We start from the raw sequence: 23,651 nt of genomic DNA, 5'->3' as shown, positions 1-23,651 counted from the left end.
CTCAGCCCGCGGCCGCCTCCGGTGAGCCGTCGCCGTCTCCCGAGGCGGCGGCCGCGTCGTCCGGGCGCAGTTCGATGTGGTCCGCCGCCAGGTCCACCGCCACCCGGTGTTCCATGCCCAGGGCTTCCAGGAACTTCTGCGGGAGCTGCACCCGGCCCGTGCGGTCGAGCATCACGTACTCGCGCTCGCTCACCGACTCGGCGCCGTGCTCGTCGGTGACCGTGCGGCGCAGCACCTCGCTGCTGGTGCGGCCGTCGCGCATCGCCACCGTGCGCCGGACCTCGCCCGCGACGAGCGGGTCGTGGGTCACGATGACCACGGTCGCGCCCAGGTCCCGGTTGACGGTGCGGAAGGCCTCGAAGATCGCCCCACCGGTCTCGGAGTCCAGCTCGCCGGTCGGCTCGTCGGCGAGCAGCACCGCAGGATCGTTGGCCATCGCCACCGCGATGGCCACGCGCTGCTGCTCACCGCCGGAGAGCTCGGCGGGGCGGCGGTCCGCCAGATCGCCGATCTCCAGGGCTTCGAGGAGCTCGCCGGTCCGGACCGCGTGGCGCTTGGCGGCGGCGCGCCGCCCACCCTTCAACTGCATGGGCAGGGCGATGTTCTGCGCCGTCGTCAGGAAGGGCAGCAGGTTGCGGGCCGTCTGCTGCCAGACGAACCCGACCGCCTCGCGCCGGTAGCGCAGCCGGTCGCGCGCCGACATCTCCAGCAGGTCGTAGCCTCCGACGCTGGCGGTGCCGGCCGTGGGGACGTCCAGTCCCGCGAGGATGTTCAGGAGGGTGGACTTGCCGCTGCCGGACGCGCCGACCAGGGCCATCAGATCGCCCTGCGCCACGGTCAGTTCCAGTCCTTGCAGGGCCTGTACCTCGACCCCGTCCGTACTGAAGATCCGTACCAGGCGGTCGCAGGCGATGGCCGTGTCCGCGCCGTGCCGGCGGGGCTCGGCGGCGGCCAGGGCCTGCCGCTGCAGCTCTTCGTAGGTGGGCTGATCGCTGTTCACCGCTGGTCTCCCGCTCTCAACTCGGTCGTGATCTGTCGCCTGCCGGAGATCGCCGCCTCCGCGAGCACGGCCCCCGCGACGAGGACGGTCAGGCCCAGGGCTTGGGTCAGTACGGGCGGGACGAGGACCTGCAGACCGGTCGGCACCCGGGTGCCGACCAGCGTGGACAGGTCCACGGCAGGGCCGAGCAGCGCGACGGCGCCCGCCGCGAGCAGCGCGCCGCCGAGTGCCGCGGCCAGCGCCAGCGGCACAGACTCCACCAGGATCAGCAGGATTCCCTGCCGGGGCCGCAGGCCCATGGTGCGCAGCCGCGCGAGCAGCGCCGCGCGGTCGGGGGCGGCCCGGACCAGGGTCAGCAGGACCGCCAGCAGCGCGAAGCCCGCCGCTCCGGCCAGCGAGGCCCAGAACAGCCGCTCGGCGGAGCGCTGGAGCGGGTCGGATCCCAGCTCGGCGGCCGCGGCGGAGCTGGTGCGGATGCGATAGAGCTCCTCCGCGGCCGCCGGTTCCGCGGTGCGGACCGCCTGCTCCAGCCGGTCCTGGTCGACCGGGCCGAGCGCGAGCCAGGTGTTGGGCAGCCCCATCTGCGGTACGGCGGCCAGCACTTGGGCGGCGGGCAGCACCACGGTGGTGTACTTGGCGCCGGGCCGGGCAGGGGTGCCGGTGACCACTCCGACGACCGCGAGCTTCAGCTCCCCGCCGTTTTCGAGCCGCAGCTGGAAGCCGGAGGTGTCGTCGTCGGCGAGGTCGCTGCTGATCAGCGCGGGCACCGTCGCGCCCGAGGTGCCGGCGGCTCCGGCCGCCAGGAGAGCCGGATCGAACCGGCCGGTCCCGGCCGCCTCCGACAGTCTCGCGTACTCCACCGGGTCCGCGACGACCACGGAGATCTGGGTGCTGCCCGTCTTGGTGCCGTAGAGGAACACGTTGTCGTCGGTCCACACCTTCACGGAGGACCGTATGCCGGGCAGCGCGGCCGCCGCCTTCGTCAGGGAGTCGGGGAGCGTGCCACCGGGAGCCGAGATCTGCGCGTCGCCGCCGACGGCCGCGCGGGCCGCCTCGAACCGGGCGTCGGCCACCCCCGTCAGCACCGTGGCGCCGAAGCCGCCGGTGGTGACGGCCAGCAGCATCGCGATCAGCGGCAGTACGGACGGACGTGTCCGGCCGCCGGTGCCCCGCGCGGCGCGCGCCAGCCCGAGGAAGCCGATCAGCCCCGGGCCCCGCCCGGCGGCCCGGGCCAGCGCCCCGACCAGGGCGGGCTGGAGCCGGGCCAGCAGCAGGCCGCCGCAGAGTGCGAGCAGCAGCGGGGCGGCCACCAGCAGCGGGTCCACCCCGGCGCCGGCCGGGGCGACCCCGCGCGAGCGGACCTCGAACACGGCGGCCGCGGTGGCCGCCAGGGCGAGCAGTTCGGCGACCAGCCGCCGCCGGGGGCCCGGCGGGCGTTTCGGCGACAGCAGCACGAAGGCCCGTACGGGGACGGCCAGCAGCGCCAGGAGCGTGGCGGCCGAAGCGGCCAGCAGGGTGCCCGCAGAGCGGGGGGTCGGCAGCAGGACCACGGCGAGCGCCGTTGCGAGAGCCGCGGCCGGCAGGACGGTGACGGCGTTCTCCGCGAGCAGTCGGCGCACGATGCCCGCGCGGGAACCGCCGCGGGCCAGCAGCAGCCGCAGTTCGGCCTCCCGCCGGTCACCGGTCAGTCCGGCCGCCAGGCAGAACACCACGAACGCCACGCCGGCCACCCCGGCCGGGCCCATCGCGGCGAGTGGCGCGGCGGCCTGCTGCCGGGCCTCGGCAAGGGTGAGCTGCTCGGGCAGGTGGGAGGTGATCCGCAGATCGCTCCGACCGGTCTCCTGGGTGAGGCGCGCCGCGGTCGGGCCGCGGACGTAGGAGGCGACGGCCTTGGCGGTGGCCGGGAGCTGGTCGGCCCGCAGCGTTCCGGTGTCCACCGGGATCCGCCAGAAGTCCTCGCTGTCCGTCTCGCCCCACTCGGGGAGCCGGCCGAGCGCTTCCTGGCCGACGAGGGCGTCGGTGCTCCAGAACGACTGCGGCGGATGGGTCGGGGTCAGGGTGAGACAGGCACGGGTGAGGCAGGTGTGGTCGGTCCAGTAGTCCTCGGCGTCGTCGTTCGCGGCGTACAGACCGACGACCTCCGCCTTCACGGTGGTCATGGCCTGGCCGGTGGTGGTCTCCAGGACCATGCCGACGCGGACTCCGATGGTCTTCGCCGCGCTCTGCGACAGCGCTACGGGTACGGGGCTGCCGGGCGCCGGGCCCGGCGCGCCCGGCCAGCGCCCTTCCACCAGGCGGACGTGCTCGGCGGCCGTGCGCAGGTGGTAGAGCCCCAGCTGGGGCGGGACCCCGTCGGGGGCGGTCAGACCGGGGTTGGCCAGCGGCCGGGAACCCGCGGCGAACCCGTGGACGGCGCCGGCGGGCGCGACGCCGAAATGCGGCGCGGTACGGGAGACGAGGGTCGCCAGCACCTCGTCCAGGTTCTGCGGGCTCTGCTCCCCGTAACGGGGGCGCGCGCTGACGTACAGGCTGGTCTGACCCGGCCCGCGCGACTCCAGGAAGGAGCGCAGCGCCTGGTCGGTACCCCGGTCCATGGCGCGCGGCAGGGCGGCGGAGAGCAGGACGGCGACGAAGGCCAGGGCCGCGCCGAGCAAGGCGCTCAGCGGGGTCGCGCGCAGCCGGGTCCGCACCCACGGCGCGGGCGGGGGCAGGGCGCGCGGGGCGGACCCTCGCGGTGCCTGCTCGCCGGCCCCGCCCGGGGCGTGCCGGTCGGCGTTGGTCGCGGCCGGCCCGGTCATATGTCCTCCACGTGCCGCAGCCGGTCGGCCGGCTTCGAGCGGTTCTGATTGCGGCCGCCGCCGAAGACCGCCGACAGCAGCGGTACGGCGGCGATGGCGGCGGCGAGCAGCAGGGTCCGCACCGCGGGCAGGTCCACCAGTACTTCGGGCACCGGGCGGCCGGCGGCCGGCGTGAGCACGGTCAGCGGGACGACGAGGTGGACGATGACCACGCCCAGCCCCACCCCGACCGCGGTGCCGAGCCCCACCAGCACGCAGCTCTCGGCGGTGGCCGTCCGGGCCAGGTCCCGGCGCCGGGCGCCCAGCGCCGTCAGCACCGAGAACTCCCGGGCCCGCTCCCGCGCGGCGGCCGCGGCGGAGGCGGCGAAGCCGATCGCCGCCAGCACCGCGCAGGCCACCGCGAGCGCGGCCAGGGCCCCCTGCGGGCCCGCGCTGAGCGGATCGTCGAGCAGGGCCGCGGCCACCTCCTCGCGCAGGCGCACCTGCTGCGAGCCCGCGCCGTCGCGCAGTTCCGCGGCGGCGCGGGCCGGGGCCGGGTCGTCGGCGGAGGCGGCCGGCAGCCACCACTCGCCGGGCGTCGGCAGCTCCCGGCCGCCCGCCGCGAGCAGCCGGGCGGCGGTGTCCAGGTCGACGGCGATCGCGGTGTCGCCGGCCACGGGCAGCGAGCCGACCGCGGCGGTGACCCGGACCGCGAGGGTGACGTCGTCCAGCTTGACCGGCACCAGATCGCCCACGGCCGCGCCGATCGCGGACAGGTACGCCCGGGTGGCGATCCCGGGAATCTCGGCGGCCGCAGCGGGCCCCGGCGTCAGGCCGGCCTGGACGCCTCCGCGTTCACCGGAACCGTCCCGGTAGCGCAGCTTGACCAGGGCCGGGCCGCCCGGCGCGGGCTCGGAGTGCGCGAGCAGTTCGGCGGCCGGGGCGCCGTCGTTGAGCGGCGGGGCCGACAGCTTCCAGTCGGGTGCGGGCGTCGCGACCGGCGCCGCCGCGCCGTCCCGGGTCTGCGCGACCGCGAGGCCGCGTACGGTCAGCTCGTCGAAGACCTTGACCGCACCGGCCTCGCCGGAGCCGGCGCCCGGATCGGCGTTCGGATCGGTACCGGGGAGCGGGCCCTCCCGGTCGTACGAGAACACGAGCCCGGCCAGGCTGAGCGGGGTGGCGGCCGACCCGATGGGGGCGCCGAGCATCGTGCCGATGTGCACCGACACGGTGGCGTCGCCGCGCTCCGGGAGCTGCACCATCGCGGCCCGGTAGGTGATGCCGAACCGGTCGCGCAGCAGCAGCCCGAGCCCGGGGCGGCCGCCCGCGCCGGTGGAGCGTACGGAGACCGAGAGGTCGATGCGCTGCGGCCGGCCGGGCAGGGGGATCGAAGTGGCAGAGGCGGCGGGGGTGGCGGCCAGCGGGGCGAACAGCCCGCGCAGGGGGCGCCCGTCGCGCAGGTCGGCCCGCAGGGCGAGCCGGTCGGCGGCGGCCGCCGCGTCCAGCGCCATCACCTGGCCGTGCCGCCCGCCCGGCAGCTGCTGCGGGGCACGGAGCACCGGCAGGACGCGCTCCCCGCCGGGCAGCGCCGCGTACCGGCCGCCCCGGCCCAGCGCGGGCAGGTCGCTGTTGGATATCAGCAGGCCCCCGGCGGTGGTGAAATCGGCCTGGTCGCGCTGGGACGCGGACCACGCCGTGTGCTGGCCCAGTGCCAGGACCCCGCTGGAGACGGCCAGTACGAGCAGCAGCACCGGCCCCGTGGCCCGTCCGGGCCGGCGGGCCAGCTGCCAGCCGACGAGCGCCGGACCCAACCCCCGGCCCCGGGCGGCGATCCGCGCGCCGAGCCGCGCCACGAAGGGCAGCAGCCGCAGCACCAGCAGGGTGCCCGCGCACAGCGCGAGCGTGGGTGCGGCGACCAGCACCGGGTCGACGCCGAACAGTCCGCCGGAGCGCGCGGCCGGGCCGGAGCCGCTCGCGCCGTACCGGGCGAGCTGCTGGTAGGCGAGTACGGCCAGGGCCACCAGCGCCAGGTCCGCGCCGGATCGGGCGGCGCCGGCGACGAGCGCCTGGCGGCGGCCGGTCCGGTGCAGGGCGGACGCGGCGGCGCCCCGCAGGACGACCGGGAGGGTGGTCAGCACGACGCACCCGAGGGCGCAGCCCGCGGCGACGGGCCAGAGCAGCCAGCTCCGGGTGACCGTGAACGGGACGTGCGCCAGCGAGCCGTAGCCGCCGAGCAGGCGCAGCAGCGGCGGGGTCAGCAGGGGGGCGAGGAGGGCGGCGGGCAGCGCCAGCAGCAGCGACTGGGCCGCGGTGAGCACACCGAGCCGCCCGCGGGAGGCACCGCGCGCGGCGAGCAGGGCGCGCTCGCCCTCCTGGCGTTCCGTCAGCAGGTGCGAGACGAGCAGCAGCGCCGCGGCGGCGAGCACGGCCAGTTGCAGCGCGCCGACCAGCAGGGTGGAGCGGGCTACGGTCAGGCCCGACCGCAACTCCCCGAGCAGCGCGGGAAGTTCGGTCGACGGGGCGAGCCCGGAAGTGCCCTGGAGCTCCTTCAAGGCCTTGGCGGCCCGGCCGCGGACCGCCTCGGCCCCGGCCGCGTCCACGGTGGAGAAGTCGGCGGTGAGGAGCACGGCGCGGCTGTCCTGGGCCAGCCCGCCCGCGGTGAAGGCGGAGTCGTCCACCAACAGCGGCCCGTAGGTGGCGAACCCGGCGACCTGGAGCCCGCGCGCACCGAGCGGATCGAGCCGCCAGTACGGGGCGTCCGGGTCGGCCGCCCGGTAGACGCCGGTCACCAGCACGGTCAGCGGGGAGCCGCCGTACCGGTCGTCGAGCCGCACCTGCGCGGGCAGCGCTCCCTCGGCCAGCCCGAGCCGGTCCAGCGCCGCCTTTGGCACGGCCACGGGAACGGGACCGCTCCGATCGGAGACCGGTCCCGCGACGGGCTGCGGCCAGGTGCCCGCGAGGAGCCGTACGCGCTCCTTGGCGAAGGCCGCCAGCAGCGTCAGATCGGCGTCCTTGCCGGGGGTGTGCGGGCCGGGCAGCCCGTACGAACGGCTGCGCGCCACGCTCTCGGCCGCGGCCGGCAGGGGGCCGAACAGCTCGCGCCCGAAGTTCCGTACCGTCTCGTCGTCCTTGGCACGGTCGGCCGTCGGGTGCGAACCGGTGACCAGCACGGTGCCGCGCGCGAGGCCGGGCCCCTGGAGGGCCTGGCGCAGTCCGGCATCGCCCACTCCGCGGGTGAAGGCGAAGAGCGCGGTGAGCACGGTCGTGGTGATCAAAACGGTCAGCAGAACGGCGGCTGCGAGCGGCAATCGCCCGCGCAGCCGGCGCACGACGAAGCCGAGCATGTGCTTGTTCCTCCCCCGCACCGGACTGGTGGCCCCGGATACCGGACGATGCTGCCAGATTCGAACAGAGAGCGGAAGGGACTTGCGTGAGTGGTGCAACGGATGAACAAATCGTCGGGGCGGGACCGCAAGAACGCCGTTTTCAGCTTGGAGGGGGAGCCGCAGCATGACGCAGGACCAGGAACGGCGACAGGAGTCGGGACCCGAACCGCGGCAGGACGCCGAGGCGCCGCCGATGGTGGTCGTGGACGACGTGCGGCGCAGTTTCGGGACGGGTCAGCAGGCGGTGCACGCCCTGCGCGGAGTGTCCTTCGAGGTCCGCCGCGGCGAACTCACCGCGCTCAAGGGCAGGTCCGGCTCCGGCAAGACCACCCTGCTGAACCTGGTCGGCGGCCTCGACACCCCGACCGGCGGCAGCGTCGCCCTCGACGGCACCGATCTGGCCGGCCTCGACGAAGACGGCCGCCTCGCGCTGCGCCGCGACCGGATCGGCTTCGTGTTCCAGTCCTTCGGCCTGATCCCCGCCCTCACCGCCGCCGAGAACGTCGGGGTCCCGATGCGGCTGCGCAAGATACCGGCGAAGCAGCGCGAGGAACGGGCCCGCACCCTGCTCGCCCTCGTCGGCCTCTCCGAACACGCCGAGCAGCGCCCCGGCGAACTCTCCGGCGGCCAGCAGCAGCGGGTCGCCGTCGCGCGGGCCCTCGCGAACGAGCCCGATCTGATCATCGCCGACGAGCCGACGGGCCAGCTCGACTCCGACACCGGCCGGCAGATCATGCGGCTGCTGCGCGCGGTGGTGCGCAGCGAGGGGGTCACGGCGCTGGTCGCCACGCACGACCCGGCGCTGATGGAACTGGCGGACCGGGTGGTGGAACTGCGCGACGGGCGCATCGTGGAGACTTCGTCGGAGGGTGCCCCGGCTTCCGGGGAGCCGGCTGAGGCTCCGTAAGCCCGTAAGCACCGTAAGCCCCGCCGGGCTGAGCCCTGCGGGGCTTATGGGGCTTACGGCGGGCCCTACTCGGTGTGCAGGGCCGAGGCGATGGTCATCCGGGCCGCCGAGCGGGCCGGGATCAGCGCCCCCAGGACGGCGATCGCGACCCCCGCGCCCAGCATTCCGGCGAGCTGCGGCGCGTGCCAGACGTCCTTCATCGACTCCGGGAAGGCGACGATGCCCACGTTGTCCACGACGAGCCGGTGCGCGACGATCCCGAGGGGGATCCCGAGCAGCCCGCCGGCCAGGCCGAGACCGGTCACCGAGGTCACCGTCATCGCGACCACCTGGCGCGGGGTCATGCCGATCGACTTGAGCATGCCCAGGTCGCGGCGGCGGTCACGGGTGTTCAGCAGCACGGTGTTGAAGACGCCGAGCGAGGCGACCAGGGTCAGCATGACCGAGAACACCGAGGAGAAGCCGATGACCGTGGTGGTGGCCGCGTTGACCGAGTACCCCACCTCGGCGTGGAGTCCGGGGTCGGTCGCGTCGACGGCGTCCGCGTAGGCGCGGGCGTCCGCCCCCGGGGCGAGCCGGACGGCGTAGTCGACCGCGCGGCTGTCCGGGGCGAGTTGGCCGAGGGTCTCCCACGTGGACTCCAGGGAGCGTGCGTCGCTGTCGATCAGCTGGCCGACGACGGTCGCGGCCGCCCGCCTCCCGTTGGCCTCCAGGGTGACCCGGTCGCCGACCGCCAGCCCGCGTTCCGTGAGGAAGGAGGGGCCCGCCGCGATCTCCCCGGGTCCGCGGGGCGGCCGGCCTTCCACGAAGGCCTCGGCCGGGGACGTGCTTCCCCGGTAGAAGTTTCCGAACGCGGGCTGCGCGTAGCCGACCAGGCCGACCTGGATCAGCCCGCGCGCCTGTACCTCCTGCGCACCGAGCGACCGCAGCCGCTCCTCGATCTGCGCGTCGCTCAGCAGCGGCTCGTTGTGGTTGTCGCCGTGGCCGCCGACCAGGACGTTGACCACCGGTCCGCCGGGACCGCGGCCGGTCTGCGCGTACGAGACCATCGTGCTGGTCAGACCCGTCGCCAGGGTCACCGTGGTGACACCGAGGACGATGGCGGCCGTGGTCATGAAGGCGCGGCCGGGGCGCGCGAAAGGGTGGCCGAGGCCCAGGCTGACGGAGCGCGGCAGCCGCGAGGAGGCCAGCACGCGCTGGACGCGCAGTCCGCGCCCGGTGCGGGGCGCGCCGCCCGCGCTGATGGCCTGCGCGGCCGGCAGCCGGTGTGCGCGCAGGGCCGGTACGAGGGCGGTCAGCAGGACCAGGGCGGGCATCCCGGCCAGGCACGCGACGCTGAGCCAGGGCGAGACGGAGCCCACGCCCGCCATCCCCGTCTCGATGCCGGAGAACGCGGTCTGCAGGATGGGCGCGGCCAGCGCGTTGCCGAGCAGGGTGCCCAGCACGCAGCCGGCCACGGCGGGGACCGAGACCATCGTCAGGTAGACGGCGACGACCTGGTTCGGTGTGAAGCCGAGGGCCTTGAGCACGCCGATGTGCCGGCTGCCGGAGACCACGGCGCCGCTGACCACGTTCGCGACGATCAGGGCGGAGACGAGCAGGCCGAGGACGCCGAAGAGGGCGATGAAGGGCAGATAGGCGTCCGCCCGGGCGCCGAAGGCCTTCTTGAGGGTGAGGTAGGTCTGAGCGGCCGTCACCGAGTCCGCGGGGAGTCCGTCCGTGGCCCGGGCGAGGGAGTCGCGCAGGTGCGCGCCGGTGGCCGAGTCGGTGAACCGGTACAGCATCTGGGTGGACGTCGGGTGGAGGGCCGCGGCCTGCTCGGGCGTCACCCAGGCGGCGGCCGACTGGCTCATGCTCGTCGCGAAACCGACGACGGTGAGCGTCGGGAGCCCGGGCACCTCCAGCTTGGTGCCGAGGAGACGGGCGTACGGAGTGCCGTTGGTGGTCCAGTTGACAACGATCTCGCCGGGCGCCTCGGCCCAGCGGCCCTGCCGCATCTCGACGCGGTCCACCGGTCCGGCCGGATCGGCGCGGCCCACCACGGTGAGGGGCCCCGGCGGACTCCCGATCCAGTCCGTGGGTACGTCGATGACGGCCTGGGGGAACGGGCCCGCGGCGGCCTCGACCCCCGGGCGGTGCGCCGTCTGCGCGAGCTGGGCGTCGGAGACCTTCGCCGGGTCGTACGTGGCCACGGTGTGCGCGCCGCGCTGCGCGGTGTACGCCGTGTCGAAGGGGCCCGAGGCGGCGGCGAGCAGGCCGAGCGCGAGCAGGACGGTTGTGGTGGAGCAGAGGACGACGAGGCCGATGACGAACGTCTGGACCCTGCGGCGCTTCACGGCGGCCCGGGAGGCCCGCCACACGGCGCTCACGCGGAACGCTCCAGGGTCTCGCCGTGGGGCTCGTCGTGGGTCTCGCCGTCCAGGGTCTCGCCGTCCAGCGCGCGTTCGCGCGCCACGCGGCCGTCGGCCATCTCGACGAGGCGGCCGGCGCAGCGGGTCGCCAGATGCGGGTCGTGGGTGACGATCAGCAGCGTCTGGCCTATCTGGTTGAGGTCGATCAGCAGGTCCATCACCTGCTCGCCGGAGCGGCTGTCGAGGGCGCCGGTCGGCTCGTCGGCCAGGAGCAGCGCCGGGCGGTTCATCAGCGCGCGGGCCACGCCGACGCGTTGGCGCTCGCCGCCGCTGAGCGTCGCCGGGTAGTTGTTGCGGCGGTCGGCTACCCCGAGCTCGTCGAGGAGTTCCAGGGCGCGGCGGCGGGCCTGGCGGGCGGAGGTGCCGGTGAGCTGGGCGGCCAGCGCGACGTTGTCGAGCGCCGGCAGGTCGTCGATGAGGTTGAAGAACTGGAAGATCATGCCGACGTCGCGGCGGCGGTAGAGGGCGAGGCCGGTCTCCGTCAGGCCGCCGAGGTCCTGGCCGTGCACGCTGATCGTTCCGGCGGTCGGCCGGTCCAGGCCGGCCACCATGTTGAGCAGGGTGGACTTCCCGCAGCCGGAGGGGCCCATCACGGCGACGGCTTCGCCCCGGCGGATCTCCAGGGACAGGGCGTCGAGCGCCAGGGTGTCGCCGTACTCCTTCGATACGCGGTCCAGCCGGACGACGACCTGGCCGGTGCTGTCGTGATGAGGTGTCATGGCACGAACCTAGAAGGCCGGTCGGAGGGGTCGCGTCAACCCCCGGATGTAAACGGGGGGCCGCGTCATCCTGGGGATGTACGCGGGACAGAACCGGGAGGGTGATGTGGACTACACGGGGGGTCTGCGAGGGTCGGGTAGGAGGATCTTGGAACCAGGACTATGGGTACCAGGACCAGGACCAGGACCAGGACCAGGACCATGGGTGGGGGAGGGGGAGTCGCTGTGACGACGGGATGGGCGGTCGCCGCCGTGGTGGCAGCGGTGTGCGCGGTGGCGGTCGTGCTCGGACTGACCGTGGCGCTCCTGCGGGCCCGCGCGGCATACCGGGCGGCGATCGAGGAGCGCGGCTGGCTGCTGGAGCGGGAGCGGGAGACCGCGGCGCGCACCGCGGTGGACGCGGAGCGGACCCGGATAGCGGCGGAGCTCCACGACATCGTCAGCCACAACGTCAGCCTGATGATCGTCCAAGCCGGGGCCGCCCGCGAGGTGTTGGCCACGATGCCGGTGGAGGCGGCGGCCGCGATGGCCGCCGTGGAGAAGGCCGGGCGTACGACCATGACCGAACTGCGGCACCTGCTGGGTCTCCTCGCGCCCGCCCAGGACGGCACGGACGAACCGTACGGGGGCGGAGCGCCCGAAAGGCGGGATCCGGCCGTGGAGTTGGCGCCGCAGCCGAGTCTGAGCCGGCTCAGTCCGCTCATCGACCGGATAGCCTTCGCCGGGCTGCCGGTCGAGGTCCGGATATCCGGCGAACCGCGGCCGCTGCCGGCCGGGATCGACGTCACCGCCTACCGGATCATCCAGGAGGCGCTGACCAACGCCCTCAAACACGGGGACGGGGTGAAAGCCGAGGTGACGGTGAGATACGCGGACCAGGCACTGAGGGTCGAGGTGCTCAACAGCGGACCGAGCGTGCTGTCCGGGGACCCGATACCCGGGCACGCCGGGAAGTCCGCCCCGGCCGTGTCCACAGCGTTCACCGTGCCGCGCCCGAAGGCGGACGGAGCGGGGCACGGGCTGGTCGGGCTGCGCGAGCGGGTCGCCGTGTACGGAGGGGACTTCGACGCACGCCGACGGCTCGGTGGCGGCTACCGGGTCCGCGCCCGCCTCCCGCTGGAGCGGCCGTGACCACGCACGCTCCGGCCACCGAGCCGAACCCGGGGACTGCCTCGCCCCGGGTGGTCATCGCCGACGACCAGGAACTGGTCCGCACCGGATTCCGCATGATCCTCACCGCCCGGGGGATCGACGTGGTGGGGGTGGCCGCCGACGGGGTGGAGGCCGTCTCGGAAGTGCGCCGGCTGCGCCCCGACGTCGTCCTCCTCGACATACGCATGCCCCGGCTGGACGGGCTGGAGGCCGCCCGGCAGATCCTCGCCGAGGCCCCGGAATGCCGGGTGATCATGCTGACCACCTTCGACCTCGACCAGTACGTCTACGCCGCCCTCGCCGCCGGAGCCAGCGGGTTCCTGCTCAAGGACGTCACCCCCGAGTACCTCGCCAACGCCGTACGGCTCGTCGACACCGGCGACGCGCTGCTCTCCCCGTCGATCACCCGCCGACTGGTGGAGCGCTGCGCCTCGGCGTCGGCCGCACGCGACGGCCGGACTCAGGCATCCCACACCCACCTGGACGTCCTCACTCCACGGGAGCGGGAGGTGCTGACCCTCATGGGCCACGGGCTCTCCAATGCCGAACTGGCCCAGGAGTTCACGCTCAGCGAGGCCACCGTGAAGACCCACGTGGCCCGGATCTTCGCCAAGCTGAGCCTGCGCGACCGCGCCCAGGCGGTCGTCCTGGCCTACGAGACGGGCCTGGTCACCCCGGGGACGGGCTAGGCCGTCTCTTTCGGATCTTGCCTGGCCCGCGCAGACTTCCCCGGCCGGCCTCGTGTTACGGCAACTCGCGTGTGAGCCACACGTGCTCACCACGGTCGTCCGTGGCGACGTGATGCCGCTCGAAGCCGATCTTCTCCAGGACACGGAAGGACGGTGTGTTCCATGTGCCGACGGTCGACCAGAGCCGCTTCCGCCCGGTCGCGATGGCGGCATCGACCACCGCCATGGCAGCCTCGGTGGCGTAGCCGTGGCCGTGCGCGCTCTGGAACAGCTCGTACGCGATCTCCGGCTCCTCCAGAGTGGAGCGGCCGATGATCAGCCCGCAGTAGCCGATGAAGTCGCCTTCGTCACGGCGCTGGATGGGCAGCAGAGCGATCCCCGTGGTCTCCGTCGCGGCGAGCAGCTCCGAGACGGCCGTCCGGATGTGTTCAACCGTGCCCACCCCTTTGCCGCGTTCAGCCACCAGGTCACGGAACTCGGCGGCGTCCGACTCGGCCCACGGCCGCAGTATCAGCCGCTCGGTCTCCAGGTGGTACGCCATCGTCTCGTACGTAGTCATGCCGTCCACTCTGCCCCACGGATCACCGCGCACCGCAGGCGGAGTGCGGGGCGCTTCTTCCGGATCAGGCCGCGGGCGGGCCGGAGTTCGCCAGGAGGTGCAGGCGCAGGGCGAGTTGGAGCTCCAGGGCGCGGGCGGGGCTGTTCCAGTCCTCGCCCAGGAGCCGGCGGATCCGGTCGAGGCGCTGTACGACGGTGTTCACGTGGATGTGCAGCACGTCCTTGGCCTTGGAGAGGCTCGCCCCGTGGAGGTAGTAGGCCTGCAGGGTGCGGACCAGCTCGGTGCCGCGCTGGGCGTCGTAGTCGATGAGGGGGCCGAGCACCTGGTCCACGTACCCGCCGACGTCACCGTGGTCCCCGAGCAGCAGGCCGACGAAGCCCAGGTCCGGCAGGGCGGCCCCGTGTCCGGTGTGGCCCAGCGCGTGCAGGGCCCGCAGACAGCGCACGGCCTCGGCGTACACGGCCGGCAGCCCGCCGGGGTCGCCCGCCGGCCCGGCGGAGCCCACGGTGACGGGCGTGCCCACCGCCTGACCCAGCTCCGCCGCCAGGGACCGCGCAAGGTCCCCGGGCCGCTCCGCCGGGGCGAGCAGGACGACGTGGCCCTCGTGCAGCCCGGCCAGCCCGTCGAGCGCGCGGGCACGGCGCGCGGCCTCCGCCGCCAGCCGGGGCCGCAGCGCCGCGTCGCAGTGGAGCACCAGGAGGGAGTGCGGGCGCGCGAGGTCGACGCCGAGCTTGCGGGCCCGGATCGTCCGGCTGCCGGTGTCGGGGGTGTGCCCCGGGCTCCGCGGGGTCAGCAGGTCGCTGAGGAGCTCGCCGCGCACCCGGTCCTCGGCGTGGGCCACCGAGCGCCGCAGCAGCAGGAGGAGCGCGGTGACCAGGCCGGTGCGCTCGAACAGCCGCCGGTCGCTGTCCGACAGCTCCGCCCGGCCCGTCAGGGCGATGCTGCCGAGGAGTTCGGGTCCGGCCAGCACGGCGCAGACCCACACCCCGTCGACCGGCACGGCCCGGCCGCCGGAACGGGAGGCCGCCACCCCCTCGGCGGGCGCGCCGATCGGCTCGGTCGCGACCCGGGCCAGCTCGGCGCCGTCGGCGTCGTGCACCACCAGCCCTCCCCGCAGCAGCGCGGCCACCTCCCGGGCCACATCGGTGACGTCCCCGCCGCGCAGGACCAGATCGGTGAGCCGGTCGTGGGTCTCGGTGGCCAGCCGTGCGGCCTCGCTGTGGGCCCGGGCGGTCTCGGTGGCGGCGTTCAGCTCGACCAGCGCCGTACGGGTCTCCTCCAGCAGCCGTGCCCCGTCGATGGCGACGGCGGCGTGGTCGGCCAGCGAGGAGAGCAGCGCCACCGCGTCGGGGGCGAACTCGCGCACCGACCGGTCGGCGGCGTAGAGCACCCCGATGACCCGCGAGGCGACGCGCAGCGGCACCCCGAGGATGCCCCGCAGCCCCTCCTCGCGGACCCCGGCGTCGATGGTGCTGGTGTGCCGGAAACGGTCGTCGGCGCGGTAGTCGGCGCTGGCGTACGGGCGGGCCGTCTGCGCGACCAGACCGCCGAGGCCCTCGCCCATGCCGAGCCGCAACTGCTGGAAGGCGGCGGAGACGGAGCCGTCGGTGACCCGCATGAACGTATCGCCCACGACGGGGTCGTTGAGGGTGAGGTAGGCGCAGTCCGTGCCGAGCAGGGTCCGGGCCCGCCGCACGATGGCCCGTAGCACCGCGTCGAGATCGCGCAGCGCCGCGAGGTCGCCGGCCGTGTCGAAGAGGGCGGTGAGCTCCGCCTCGCGCCTGCGGTGCTGGTCGAGCGTGCGCCGGATGTCGAGGGCCACCCGGGTCGCCTCCTCCACGAGGGCCTGCTCGGCGGCGTCGGCACCGGCGGTACGGGCCTGCGCGCCCGGCCGCGCGAAATGCTCGACGGGCGCGCCCTGGGCGAGCAGGTCCAGGAGCCGGCGCAACGCGGCCGCGGGCGCGGTGGGATCGTTCACGGGGGCCATGCTGGCAGCCCTTCGGTACGGGGTGGCGAGCGGGTCCGCCCGCCGGACCGGAGGCGCCGGTCGGGCGGGCGGCCCGTGGGGCGGGCGGACTCAGGCGCGATCGGAGACAGCGCCGGCGTACCCGCTTTCCGCGGCCGCGCCGGCCGGCGCCGCTGCCGCCGCCTTCGGGGTGGACAGGTCGCGGCCCCGGGTCTCGCGGGCGAAGAGGACGGTGAGGGTGGTGACGAGGGCGGCCGCGGACAGGTACACGGAGACCGGCACGGAGGAGCCGTAGTCCTTCAGGAGCTCGACGGCGATGATCGGGGCCAGGGCGCCCGCGATGATCGAGGCGAGCTGGGAGCCCATCGAGGCGCCCGAGTAGCGGACCTTGGTGTCGAACATCTCCGAGATGAAGGCGGCCTGCGGCCCGTACATGGCCCCGTGCAGCAGCAGCCCGGCGGTGACGGCGAGGGTGATGACGGTGAACGACTCGGAGTCGACCAGCGCGAAGAACGCGAACGCCCACAGCGCCATGCCGACCGAACCGATCAGCGTCACCGGCCGCCGCCCGATCCGGTCGGACAGCGCGCCCCAGGCCGGGATGGTCAGGAAGTGGACGGCCGAGCCGATCAGCAGCGCGTTGAGCGCGGTGGTCTTGGGGAGCCCGAGGTGGGTGGTGACGTAGACGAGGAGGAAGGAGGTGAGGACGTAGTACGAGATGTTCTCGCCGAAGCGGGTGCCGATGGCGACCAGCACCTGCCGCCAGTCCTTGCGGAACACCTGGACGACGGGTGCCTTCTCCTCCTCGCCCCGGCCCGAGGCCGCCGCCTCGGCCTGCGCCGCGAGGAAGACGGGCGACTCGGAGACGGAGATGCGGATCCACAGACCGACCATCACGAGGACCCCGGAGAGCAGGAAGGGGATACGCCAGCCCCAGGCGAGGAACGTCGCGTCCGACTGCACGGCGGCGAGCAGCGCCAGCACCCCGGTGGCCAGCAGGTTGCCCCCGGGAGCCCCGGACTGCGGCCAGGAGGCCCAGAACCCGCGGTGCTCGGCCCCGCCGTGCTCGGAGACGATCAGCACGGCCCCGCCCCACTCGCCGCCCAGCGCGAACCCCTGTACCAGGCGCAGCACGGTCAGCAGGATCGGCGCCCAGACCCCGATGGTCGCGTGGGTGGGCAGCAGCCCCATCGCGAAGGTCGCCCCACCCATCATCAGCAGACTCAGCACCAGCAGCTTCTTGCGCCCGACCTTGTCCCCGAAATGCCCGAAGACCACCCCGCCCAGGGGCCGGGCGAGGAACCCGATGGCGTAGGTGAGGAAGGCGATCAGGGTGCCCGTGAGCGGGTCCGCGGTGGGGAAGAACAGCTTGTTGAAGACCAGCGCGGCGGCGGTCCCGTAGAGGAAGAAGTCGTACCACTCGATGGTGGTCCCGATCAGGCTGGCGGCAACGATGCGCCGGATTCCGGATGGAGCCTGCGGGACGGCTGCGGGCGAGGCCATGTGAACCACTTCCAGGGTGTCTGCGGGGACGTCGGGTGTGGCCACAAGGTAGAAGTCCCCAGGTCAACCGCATATGTGGCCCGCCATCACAATCACGCCACGACTGATGTGCCCGCACACCACACAACCCGAACTCCTGCCCCGCAACCCCTCCGGAGCGGGGTCGTGAAGCCCTACCGGAATTGCGGAGTTACACCTGTTTTGGGGAGGCGGTGCCGGCTCCCGTGCTGGTTCGGTGCTGACCTGAAACCCCACGTCGGCACCCTTCGCCACCCGTACCGTGCTGGTTCGGTGCTGGTTGCGCTGCGTTGAGCAGGGCCTGTTCGGGGTCGCGTCCCCTGCGGATCAGGGTGTGGCCAGGTCTAGTCGGATGAATGCTGACTCTATCGACTGGTAGTCAGGTACTTGAGCGGGAAGTACGGGTGTGTGTTCCGGCAGGGGCGTCGTGGCAGAGGGATCCGATCCTGGAACCCCCGGCCGTCGCGCGACGCCTCCCGCCTTGACCGCGGCGGTGGAACCCGTGGCGCGGGGCCGCCCGCCCGGCCCAGTGCCGGGCGGGACTGCCTGTCGGAGCGGGCGCTGGAGGGCGCCCCTCATTCCTCCGTGTCGCCAGGGCGGATGCGCTTGTCCTCCCGCGGCCGGCGCGTGCGGCTGACGGGGCCGAAGACGTCCCGGTCGTTGAGGAAGCCCTCCAGGGCGAACGTGGCGGCCCCGAGGGTGACCGCGTTGTGCGGCAGCGCGCTCCGGCGCAGGGCCGCGGCCCGGTGCGGCAGGGGGAGGGCGTGCTGAGTGACCGCCAGGTACGTGGCCTGCAGCAGCCGCTCCCCGAGCAGGTCGACGACCTGGTTGCCGAGGACGAGCACCTCGGGGTTGACGAGGTTGAGGAGGTTGGCCACGGCGGCGCCCAGATAGCGTCCGGTCCGGTCGATCACCGCGGCGGCCGTCGGGTCGTCCTGCGCGGCGGCGCGCGCGAGGGCCGCGAGCGCGGCCGCGTCGTCCCCCGGAGCGTTCCGTTCGTCGTCGGGCGCGAGCTCGCGCCAGGTGTGGACGATCCCGCGCGTGCTGACGTACGCCTCCACGCAACCCCGGTTGCCGCACGTGCACAGCCGGCCGTCCAGGGCGAGGCAGGTGTGGCCCCATTCGCCCGCGCTGTTGGTGAAACCGCGGTACAGCTGGCCGCCGACGGCGATCCCGGCGCCCACGCCGGCCCGCAGCGTGACCACGATCAGGTCCTCCACGTCGCGCCCGGCACCGAACCACATCTCGGCGACCGTGCTGGCCCGCAGTGGGTTGTCGAGCCACAGCGGGAGGCCGAGCCGCGCGTCGAGGAGGGACCGCAGCGGCACCTCGCGCCACGACCAGTACGGGGAGAACGACGAGACGCCGCCCTCGCGTTCGACCATGCCCGGCACGCTCACCCCGGCGCCCAGCACCCGCTCCCGGGGCACTCCCGACCCCTCCAGCAGTTCGTCCACGCAGCCGGCGATCTGCTCGACCACCTCGGCGGGCCGGACGTCGCCCGTGGGGAGGGGGCGTTCGACGGAATGCAGGACGTGCAGCGCGAGGTCGAACAGCTCCGCGTGGACGGAGGTCTCGGCGATGTCGATGCCGATGAGCGCACCCCGGTGCGCGTTGACGGCCAGCCGGGCGCGCGGCCGCCCCCCGCTGGAGTCCTCGTGGCCGGCCTCCACGAGGACGTCGGCATCGAGCAGTTCGGCCGTCAGGTTCGCGACGGTGGCGAACGACAGCCCGGTGGCCGCGGCGATGTCCTGCCGGCTCATCGCGCCCGGGCCCGCGTAGACGCGCCGCAGGACCTCGAACCGGTTGAGCCGGCGAATGTCCTGTGATGTTCGATTGATCATCGCTCGTGCCCCCTTCCATCCGTACCACCGGATCTTATTCGAAGGCTTGGAAGAAGTAGGCCGGGAGATATTTACAACCGTTAGACGAAGTCGTAGTTTTTCGAGTGTCGATCGAGGAGGACGGATGTTGCGACCCGGGGCCCTGCCCTGTTCACCCCTGCCCGGACGCCTGTCGGAAGGGCCTGTCTGGGACGGACGCCGGGAAGAACTGCTCTGGGTGGACATCACCGAAGGGCTCGTCCACCGTGCCACGCTCACCGCGCGGCACGACGGCTCCGGTCTGCCGGATCTCGCCCAGACCGGCACGCTGCGCCTGGATCGGCCGGTGGGCGCCGTCGTCCCGTGCGCGTCCGGCGCGCTGCTCGCCGCCGCCGGCACCTCCTTCCTGCGCCTCGACCCCGATGGCAGTCCGCCCGTCGAGATCGCCGTGCCCCACCTCCCGCGCGACGGCGTGCGGCGACGCATGAACGACGCCGCCTGCGACCCGAGAGGCCGGCTCCTCGCCGGGACGATGGCCTACGACGAGAGTCCCGGCGCGGGCACGCTCCACCGCCTCGACCACGACGGCCCGGTAACGCTGCTCGACTCCGTGACCATCTCCAACGGCCTGGGCTGGAGCCCGGACGGACGCCTCCTCTACTACGCCGACAGCCCGACTGGACGCGTCGACGTCTTCGCGTACGACCCCGGCACCGGCGCGCTGGGCGACCGGCGCCCGTTCGCGGTCATCTCCCGGGGTGTACCGGACGGCCTGGCTGTGGACGCAGACGGAAACGTCTGGGTCGCCGTGTGGGGAGGCGGTGAGGTCCGCGCCTACACGCCCGACGGCGCCCCGCACGCACGCGTGGACGTACCGGCCTCGCACGTGACGAGCTGCGCCTTCGCCGGGCCGGACCTCGACGTCCTGGTGATCACCACGGCCACCCAGGGCCTCGACGAGGAAAGGCGGCGCGCCGAACCCGACGCGGGGCGGCTCTTTGTCTGCCGTCCCGGTGTGACGGGACTCCCCGCCACCCCCTACGACGACACGTCCATGCCCTACGACGACACCTCCATCGCCGCTGCGGCGCCGTAACCGGGTCTCCCCGGCCGTCACCCGTCCGCCGCCCCCCCCAAACCCCTTCCCAACACCTCCCCACCCGTGAGGAAGTACCCGACCATGACCAGCCCCCACGCGGGACTGCGTGCCGCCCTTGACGCCGTCCCCGTCATCGCGATCCTGCGCTCCCGCTCCGCCGCGCGGTTCGCCGAAGTGGCCGACACCCTGCGGAACGCAGGCGTGCGCGCCGCCGAGTTCACCCTCACCACGCCCGGTGCGCTCGACGCGCTGCGCGAGTACGCGGCCGATGCTCCGCCGGGGCTCGCGCTGGGCGCCGGAACGGTGACCACGCCCGCCGACGCGACGCGCGCGGTCGAGGCCGGAGCCACCTACCTGATCACCCCGGCGACCTGCACCGACGTCATCGCCGAGGCAGTGCGACTCGACGTCCCGGTCCTTCCCGGCGCCTACACCCCGACCGAGATCCTCACCGCCTGGCGGGCGGGCGCCACCATGGTGAAGCTCTTCCCCGCGGCCACCGGCGGACCGGAGTACCTCCGGGCTGTACGGGGCCCGCTCCCCGACATCCCGCTGGTCCCGACCGGGGGCATCGGCCTGGCGGACGCCCCCGCGTACCTCGCCGAGGGCGCCGCCGCGCTCGGCATCGGCGGCCCGCTGGTCGGCGACGCATGCGAGGGCGGCGACCTCGCCGCCCTCGTCGACCGGGCATCCGCGCTCGTGAACGGGATCGGCCGATGACGCCCGAGGTGCCCGCCGCCCTCGTCACCCTCGGCGAGGCCATGGCGGTGGTGGCCGCCACCGAACCAGGGCCGCTCGCCACGGGAGCGGCCCTGCGCCTGGGATACGCGGGCGCGGAGGCGACCGTCGCGGTCGGCGTCAGCCGCCTGGGGCACCCGGCGGCCTGGACGGGGCGCGTCGGGCAGGACGCGGCCGGAGCGATGATCCTCGCCGGTCTGCGGGCCGAAGGCGTAGACGTCTCGCGCGGCCGGACGGACGGGGAGGCCCCCACCGGCCTGATGCTCCGCGAACGCCGGACCGCCGACCGCCTCCGCGTCACCTACTACCGCGCCGGGCTGGCGGGTTCCCGGCTGTCACCCGAAGACGTGGACGAACACCTGGTGGCCCGGGCCCGGGTGCTCCACATCACCGGCATCACCCCCGCGCTGAGCGGCACCGCCCGCGCCGCGGTCGAGCGCGCCCTGACGATCGCCCGCGGGGCCGGAGTGACGGTCTCGTTCGACGTCAACCACCGCGACCGGCTCTGGAGTCGGCCCGAGGCCGCGGCCGTGCTCGCCGGCATCCTCCCGTACGCCGACATCGTTTTCGCCGGGCCGGACGAAGCCTCGCTGTTCGTGGCCCGGGAGGAGCCCGAGCGCATGGCGCGGGCGCTCACCCGGCTCGGCCCAAGGCAGGCCGTCCTCAAACTCGGAGCCGGGGGAGCGCTCGCGGCGATCGGCGACGAGATCGTCGTCCAGCCGGCGATTCCCGTCACGGTCGTCGACCCCATCGGAGCGGGTGACGCCTTCGTCGCCGGCTACCTCGCGGGAGTCCTCGACGGTGCCCCCGCGGCCGAACGCCTCCGGCTCGCCGCCGTGTGCGGAGCCTTCGCCGTGTCCGTCTCCGGCGACTGGGAGGGCCTGCCCCGCCGGGACGAACTCGGCCTGCTCGCCGCCGAGGACGTCAGCCGCTAGCGGCTCCGCCACCGCCGCACCCGATCTCACCCCTCAGGAACACACCCATGAACCGTTTCTCCGGACAGACCGCCATCGTCACGGGCGCGGCCTCGGGCATCGGCGCCGCCAGCGCCGCCCGCCTCGCCGCCGAAGGCGCCCGCGTCGTCGTCTCCGACATCGCCGACGAGGCGGGCGAGGCCGTCGCCGCCGCCATCCGCAGCGACGGCGGCCGCGCGCTCTACGTCCACTGCGACGTCTCCTCCGAAGCGCAGTGGACCGCCCTGCGCGAACAGGCCCACGCCCGCTTCGGCCCCGTGAGCATCCTCCACAGCAACGCCTTCACCCACACCCCCGCCGCCGCCCACGAACTCACGGTCGCCACCTGGGACCGGGAGATGGCGGTCAACCTGCGGGCCCTCTACCTGGCCACCCGCACGTTCCTCGACGACCTGCGCGCGCAACGCGGCTGCCTCGTCGCCACCTCCAGCGTGCACGCCGACTTCGGCCTGCCCGGATACCCGGCCTACGCCGCCGCCAAGGGCGGCATGTGCGCACTGGTACGCCAGTTCGCCGTCGAGTACGGGCCGGAAGTCCGCTTCAACTCGGTGCTCCCCGGCCCGATCCTCACCGACGTGTGGAACGACGTGGACGAGGAAGGGCGGCGGCTCTCCGCCGACGCCACCGCCCTGGCCCGGCTCGGCCGTCCCGAGGAAGTCGCGTCCGCCGTCGCCTTCCTCGCCTCCGCCGACGCCGCCTACATCACCGGAACGAACCTGGTCGTCGACGGCGGCTGGACCGTGAAGAAGGAGTCCAAATGAAGATCACATCCCTGCGCACCTATCTGGTCGCGCCCCGGTGGTGCTTCCTGCGCGTCGACACGGACGAGGGCATCACCGGCTGGGGCGAGCCGGTGGTCGAGGGCCGGGCGCACACCGTCGCGGCGGCCGTCGACGAGCTCTCCGACTACCTGGTGGGCAAGGATCCGATGCGCATCGAGGACCACTGGCAGGTCCTCACCAAGGGCGGCTTCTACCGTGGGGGCCCCGTCCTGTCCAGCGCGGTCGCCGGCATAGACCAGGCCCTCTGGGACATCACGGGCAAGGCCCTCGGTGTCCCCGTGTGGCAGCTCCTCGGCGGCAACGTCCGCGACCGCGCCCGCGTCTACAGCTGGATCGGCGGCGACCGGCCGGCCGACGTCGTGCAGGAAGCCGTGGAGCGCCAGGAGCAGGGTTTCACCGCCATCAAGATGAACGCCTCGCCCCAGCTGCGGCTCATCGACACCCCCGAGGCCGTGCACGGCATCGTCGAGCGTGTCGCTTCCGTCCGCGAGGCGGTCGGCGACCGCTTCGACATCGCGATCGACTTCCACGGCCGGCTCACCGCGCCCATGGCCCGGCGCGTCCTGCCGCTCCTGGAGCCGTACCTGCCCTTGTTCGTCGAGGAGCCGGTCGTTCCCGAGATGAGCGAGCACATCGGCGACATCGTCCGTTCCACCAGCATCCCCATCGCCACCGGTGAACGCCTCTACTCCCGCTGGGACTTCAAGAAGGTTCTCGCGCAGGGGATCGCCGTGGCCCAGCCGGACCTCTCGCACGCCGGCGGGATCTCGGAGGTCCGCCGGATCGCGGCCATGGCCGAGGCGTACGACGTCTCCCTCGCCCCGCACTGTCCGCTGGGCCCGATCGCACTCGCCTCCTGCCTCCAGGTCGGCTTCGCCGCGCCCAACCTGCTGATCCAGGAGCAGAGCCTCGGCATCCACTACAACACCGGCTCCGACCTCCTCGACTACCTCGTGGACCCCGCGGTCTTCCGCTACGAGGACGGTCACGTAGCCCTGCCGACCGGCCCGGGCCTCGGCATAGAGGTCGACGAGAAGGCGGTCGAGCGGGCAGCCGAGACCGGCCACCGCTGGCGCAACCCGGCCTGGCGCCGCGACGACGGCTCCCTCGCCGAGTGGTAGGAGAACGGCGGGCGGGGGCGGGCTCAC

Annotated in this window: 17 protein-coding genes; 8 read left to right on the top strand and 9 right to left on the bottom strand. The window is 74.1% G+C overall.

The features are described from left to right. Position 1: 1 nt before the first annotated feature. From AC061S_RS04185 to AC061S_RS04175, 3 genes are read right to left on the bottom strand one after another with little or no spacing between them, the layout of a single operon-like run. On the bottom strand, positions 2–1,000 hold the full coding sequence (locus AC061S_RS04185) for an ABC transporter ATP-binding protein (protein WP_478684441.1): 999 nt from the start codon (positions 998–1,000) through the stop codon (positions 2–4). Further along, positions 997–3,798: a hypothetical protein gene (locus AC061S_RS04180; protein WP_478684440.1), complete on the bottom strand. Its 2,802-nt coding sequence runs from the start codon at positions 3,796–3,798 to the stop codon at positions 997–999. The genes AC061S_RS04185 and AC061S_RS04180 overlap by 4 nt, the downstream gene beginning before the upstream one ends. Then, positions 3,795–7,121, bottom strand: coding sequence for an FtsX-like permease family protein (locus tag AC061S_RS04175; RefSeq protein ID WP_478684439.1), 3,327 nt, complete (start codon positions 7,119–7,121; stop codon positions 3,795–3,797). The genes AC061S_RS04180 and AC061S_RS04175 overlap by 4 nt, the downstream gene beginning before the upstream one ends. 235 nt (positions 7,122–7,356) lie before the next feature. Here AC061S_RS04175 and AC061S_RS04170 point away from each other — a divergent pair, with 235 nt between their 5' ends. After that, positions 7,357–8,070 (top strand): ABC transporter ATP-binding protein, encoded by a 714-nt coding sequence (locus AC061S_RS04170; protein ID WP_478684551.1) that lies wholly within the window; start codon positions 7,357–7,359, stop codon positions 8,068–8,070. Positions 8,071–8,135: 65 nt separating this feature from the next. Here AC061S_RS04170 and AC061S_RS04165 read toward each other — a convergent pair whose 3' ends face one another. Both AC061S_RS04165 and AC061S_RS04160 read right to left on the bottom strand, forming a co-directional pair. Beyond that, entirely contained in the window at positions 8,136–10,439 is a 2,304-nt protein-coding gene (locus AC061S_RS04165) for an ABC transporter permease (protein ID WP_478684438.1), read from the bottom strand. Beyond that, positions 10,436–11,200, bottom strand: coding sequence for an ABC transporter ATP-binding protein (locus tag AC061S_RS04160; protein ID WP_478684437.1), 765 nt, complete (start codon positions 11,198–11,200; stop codon positions 10,436–10,438). Before AC061S_RS04160 ends, AC061S_RS04165 begins: the two co-directional genes overlap by 4 nt. Positions 11,201–11,425: 225 nt before the next feature. Here AC061S_RS04160 and AC061S_RS04155 point away from each other — a divergent pair, with 225 nt between their 5' ends. Both AC061S_RS04155 and AC061S_RS04150 read left to right on the top strand, forming a co-directional pair. Next, positions 11,426–12,331: a sensor histidine kinase gene (locus AC061S_RS04155; RefSeq protein ID WP_478684436.1), complete on the top strand. Its 906-nt coding sequence runs from the start codon at positions 11,426–11,428 to the stop codon at positions 12,329–12,331. Then, entirely contained in the window at positions 12,328–13,041 is a 714-nt protein-coding gene (locus tag AC061S_RS04150; protein WP_478684435.1) for a response regulator, read from the top strand. The genes AC061S_RS04155 and AC061S_RS04150 overlap by 4 nt, the downstream gene beginning before the upstream one ends. Positions 13,042–13,096: 55 nt before the next feature. Here AC061S_RS04150 and AC061S_RS04145 read toward each other — a convergent pair whose 3' ends face one another. The 4 genes from AC061S_RS04145 to AC061S_RS04130 all read right to left on the bottom strand — a co-directional run bounded on the left by AC061S_RS04145 (position 13,097) and on the right by AC061S_RS04130 (position 18,931). Then, positions 13,097–13,600, bottom strand: coding sequence for a GNAT family N-acetyltransferase (locus tag AC061S_RS04145; RefSeq protein ID WP_478684434.1), 504 nt, complete (start codon positions 13,598–13,600; stop codon positions 13,097–13,099). 64 nt (positions 13,601–13,664) lie between these two features. After that, on the bottom strand, positions 13,665–15,587 hold the full coding sequence (locus AC061S_RS04140) for a helix-turn-helix domain-containing protein (RefSeq protein ID WP_478684433.1): 1,923 nt from the start codon (positions 15,585–15,587) through the stop codon (positions 13,665–13,667). Between the two features lie 90 nt (positions 15,588–15,677). Next, the gene (locus AC061S_RS04135; RefSeq protein ID WP_478684432.1) at positions 15,678–17,069 is read right to left on the bottom strand and encodes an MFS transporter; all 1,392 of its coding nucleotides are present in this window, start codon (positions 17,067–17,069) and stop codon (positions 15,678–15,680) included. A gap of 593 nt (positions 17,070–17,662) precedes the next feature. Next, positions 17,663–18,931, bottom strand: coding sequence for an ROK family protein (locus tag AC061S_RS04130; protein WP_478684431.1), 1,269 nt, complete (start codon positions 18,929–18,931; stop codon positions 17,663–17,665). Between the two features lie 124 nt (positions 18,932–19,055). Between AC061S_RS04130 and AC061S_RS04125 the strand changes: the two genes are divergently transcribed. From AC061S_RS04125 to dgoD, 5 genes are all read left to right on the top strand, one after another. Next, on the top strand, positions 19,056–20,006 hold the full coding sequence (locus AC061S_RS04125; protein WP_478684430.1) for an SMP-30/gluconolactonase/LRE family protein: 951 nt from the start codon (positions 19,056–19,058) through the stop codon (positions 20,004–20,006). An 84-nt stretch (positions 20,007–20,090) separates the two neighbouring features. After that, on the top strand, positions 20,091–20,729 hold the full coding sequence (locus AC061S_RS04120) for a bifunctional 4-hydroxy-2-oxoglutarate aldolase/2-dehydro-3-deoxy-phosphogluconate aldolase (protein WP_478684429.1): 639 nt from the start codon (positions 20,091–20,093) through the stop codon (positions 20,727–20,729). Continuing rightward, positions 20,726–21,682 (top strand): sugar kinase, encoded by a 957-nt coding sequence (locus tag AC061S_RS04115; protein WP_478684428.1) that lies wholly within the window; start codon positions 20,726–20,728, stop codon positions 21,680–21,682. The genes AC061S_RS04120 and AC061S_RS04115 overlap by 4 nt, the downstream gene beginning before the upstream one ends. Positions 21,683–21,729: 47 nt before the next feature. Beyond that, positions 21,730–22,482 carry an SDR family NAD(P)-dependent oxidoreductase gene (locus AC061S_RS04110; protein WP_478684427.1) on the top strand — a complete coding sequence of 251 codons (753 nt, stop codon included), beginning with the start codon at positions 21,730–21,732 and terminating at the stop codon, positions 22,480–22,482. Then, positions 22,479–23,624 carry a galactonate dehydratase gene (gene dgoD / locus AC061S_RS04105; protein WP_478684426.1) on the top strand — a complete coding sequence of 382 codons (1,146 nt, stop codon included), beginning with the start codon at positions 22,479–22,481 and terminating at the stop codon, positions 23,622–23,624. The genes AC061S_RS04110 and dgoD overlap by 4 nt, the downstream gene beginning before the upstream one ends. Positions 23,625–23,651 lie beyond the last annotated feature (27 nt).

This window comes from Streptomyces sp. CA189 (genome assembly GCF_056428985.1).
Note: the sequence above shows the minus strand (reverse complement) of the source record. Positions and strands in the feature narration are given on the sequence as shown.

What these genes read in the sequence shown, in the direction of transcription:
- AC061S_RS04145 (WP_478684434.1), bottom strand. Translation starts at nt 13,600, where the DNA reads ATGACTACGTACGAGACGATGGCGTACCACCTGGAGACCGAGCGGCTG.
- AC061S_RS04125 (WP_478684430.1), top strand. Translation starts at nt 19,056, where the DNA reads ATGTTGCGACCCGGGGCCCTGCCCTGTTCACCCCTGCCCGGACGCCTG.
- AC061S_RS04110 (WP_478684427.1), top strand. Translation starts at nt 21,730, where the DNA reads ATGAACCGTTTCTCCGGACAGACCGCCATCGTCACGGGCGCGGCCTCG.
- AC061S_RS04130 (WP_478684431.1), bottom strand. Translation starts at nt 18,931, where the DNA reads ATGATCAATCGAACATCACAGGACATTCGCCGGCTCAACCGGTTCGAG.
- AC061S_RS04160 (WP_478684437.1), bottom strand. Translation starts at nt 11,200, where the DNA reads ATGACACCTCATCACGACAGCACCGGCCAGGTCGTCGTCCGGCTGGAC.
- AC061S_RS04170 (WP_478684551.1), top strand. Translation starts at nt 7,357, where the DNA reads ATGGTGGTCGTGGACGACGTGCGGCGCAGTTTCGGGACGGGTCAGCAG.
- AC061S_RS04140 (WP_478684433.1), bottom strand. Translation starts at nt 15,587, where the DNA reads ATGGCCCCCGTGAACGATCCCACCGCGCCCGCGGCCGCGTTGCGCCGG.
- AC061S_RS04180 (WP_478684440.1), bottom strand. Translation starts at nt 3,798, where the DNA reads ATGACCGGGCCGGCCGCGACCAACGCCGACCGGCACGCCCCGGGCGGG.
- AC061S_RS04175 (WP_478684439.1), bottom strand. Translation starts at nt 7,121, where the DNA reads ATGCTCGGCTTCGTCGTGCGCCGGCTGCGCGGGCGATTGCCGCTCGCA.
- AC061S_RS04120 (WP_478684429.1), top strand. Translation starts at nt 20,091, where the DNA reads ATGACCAGCCCCCACGCGGGACTGCGTGCCGCCCTTGACGCCGTCCCC.
- dgoD (WP_478684426.1), top strand. Translation starts at nt 22,479, where the DNA reads ATGAAGATCACATCCCTGCGCACCTATCTGGTCGCGCCCCGGTGGTGC.
- AC061S_RS04115 (WP_478684428.1), top strand. Translation starts at nt 20,726, where the DNA reads ATGACGCCCGAGGTGCCCGCCGCCCTCGTCACCCTCGGCGAGGCCATG.
- AC061S_RS04135 (WP_478684432.1), bottom strand. Translation starts at nt 17,069, where the DNA reads ATGGCCTCGCCCGCAGCCGTCCCGCAGGCTCCATCCGGAATCCGGCGC.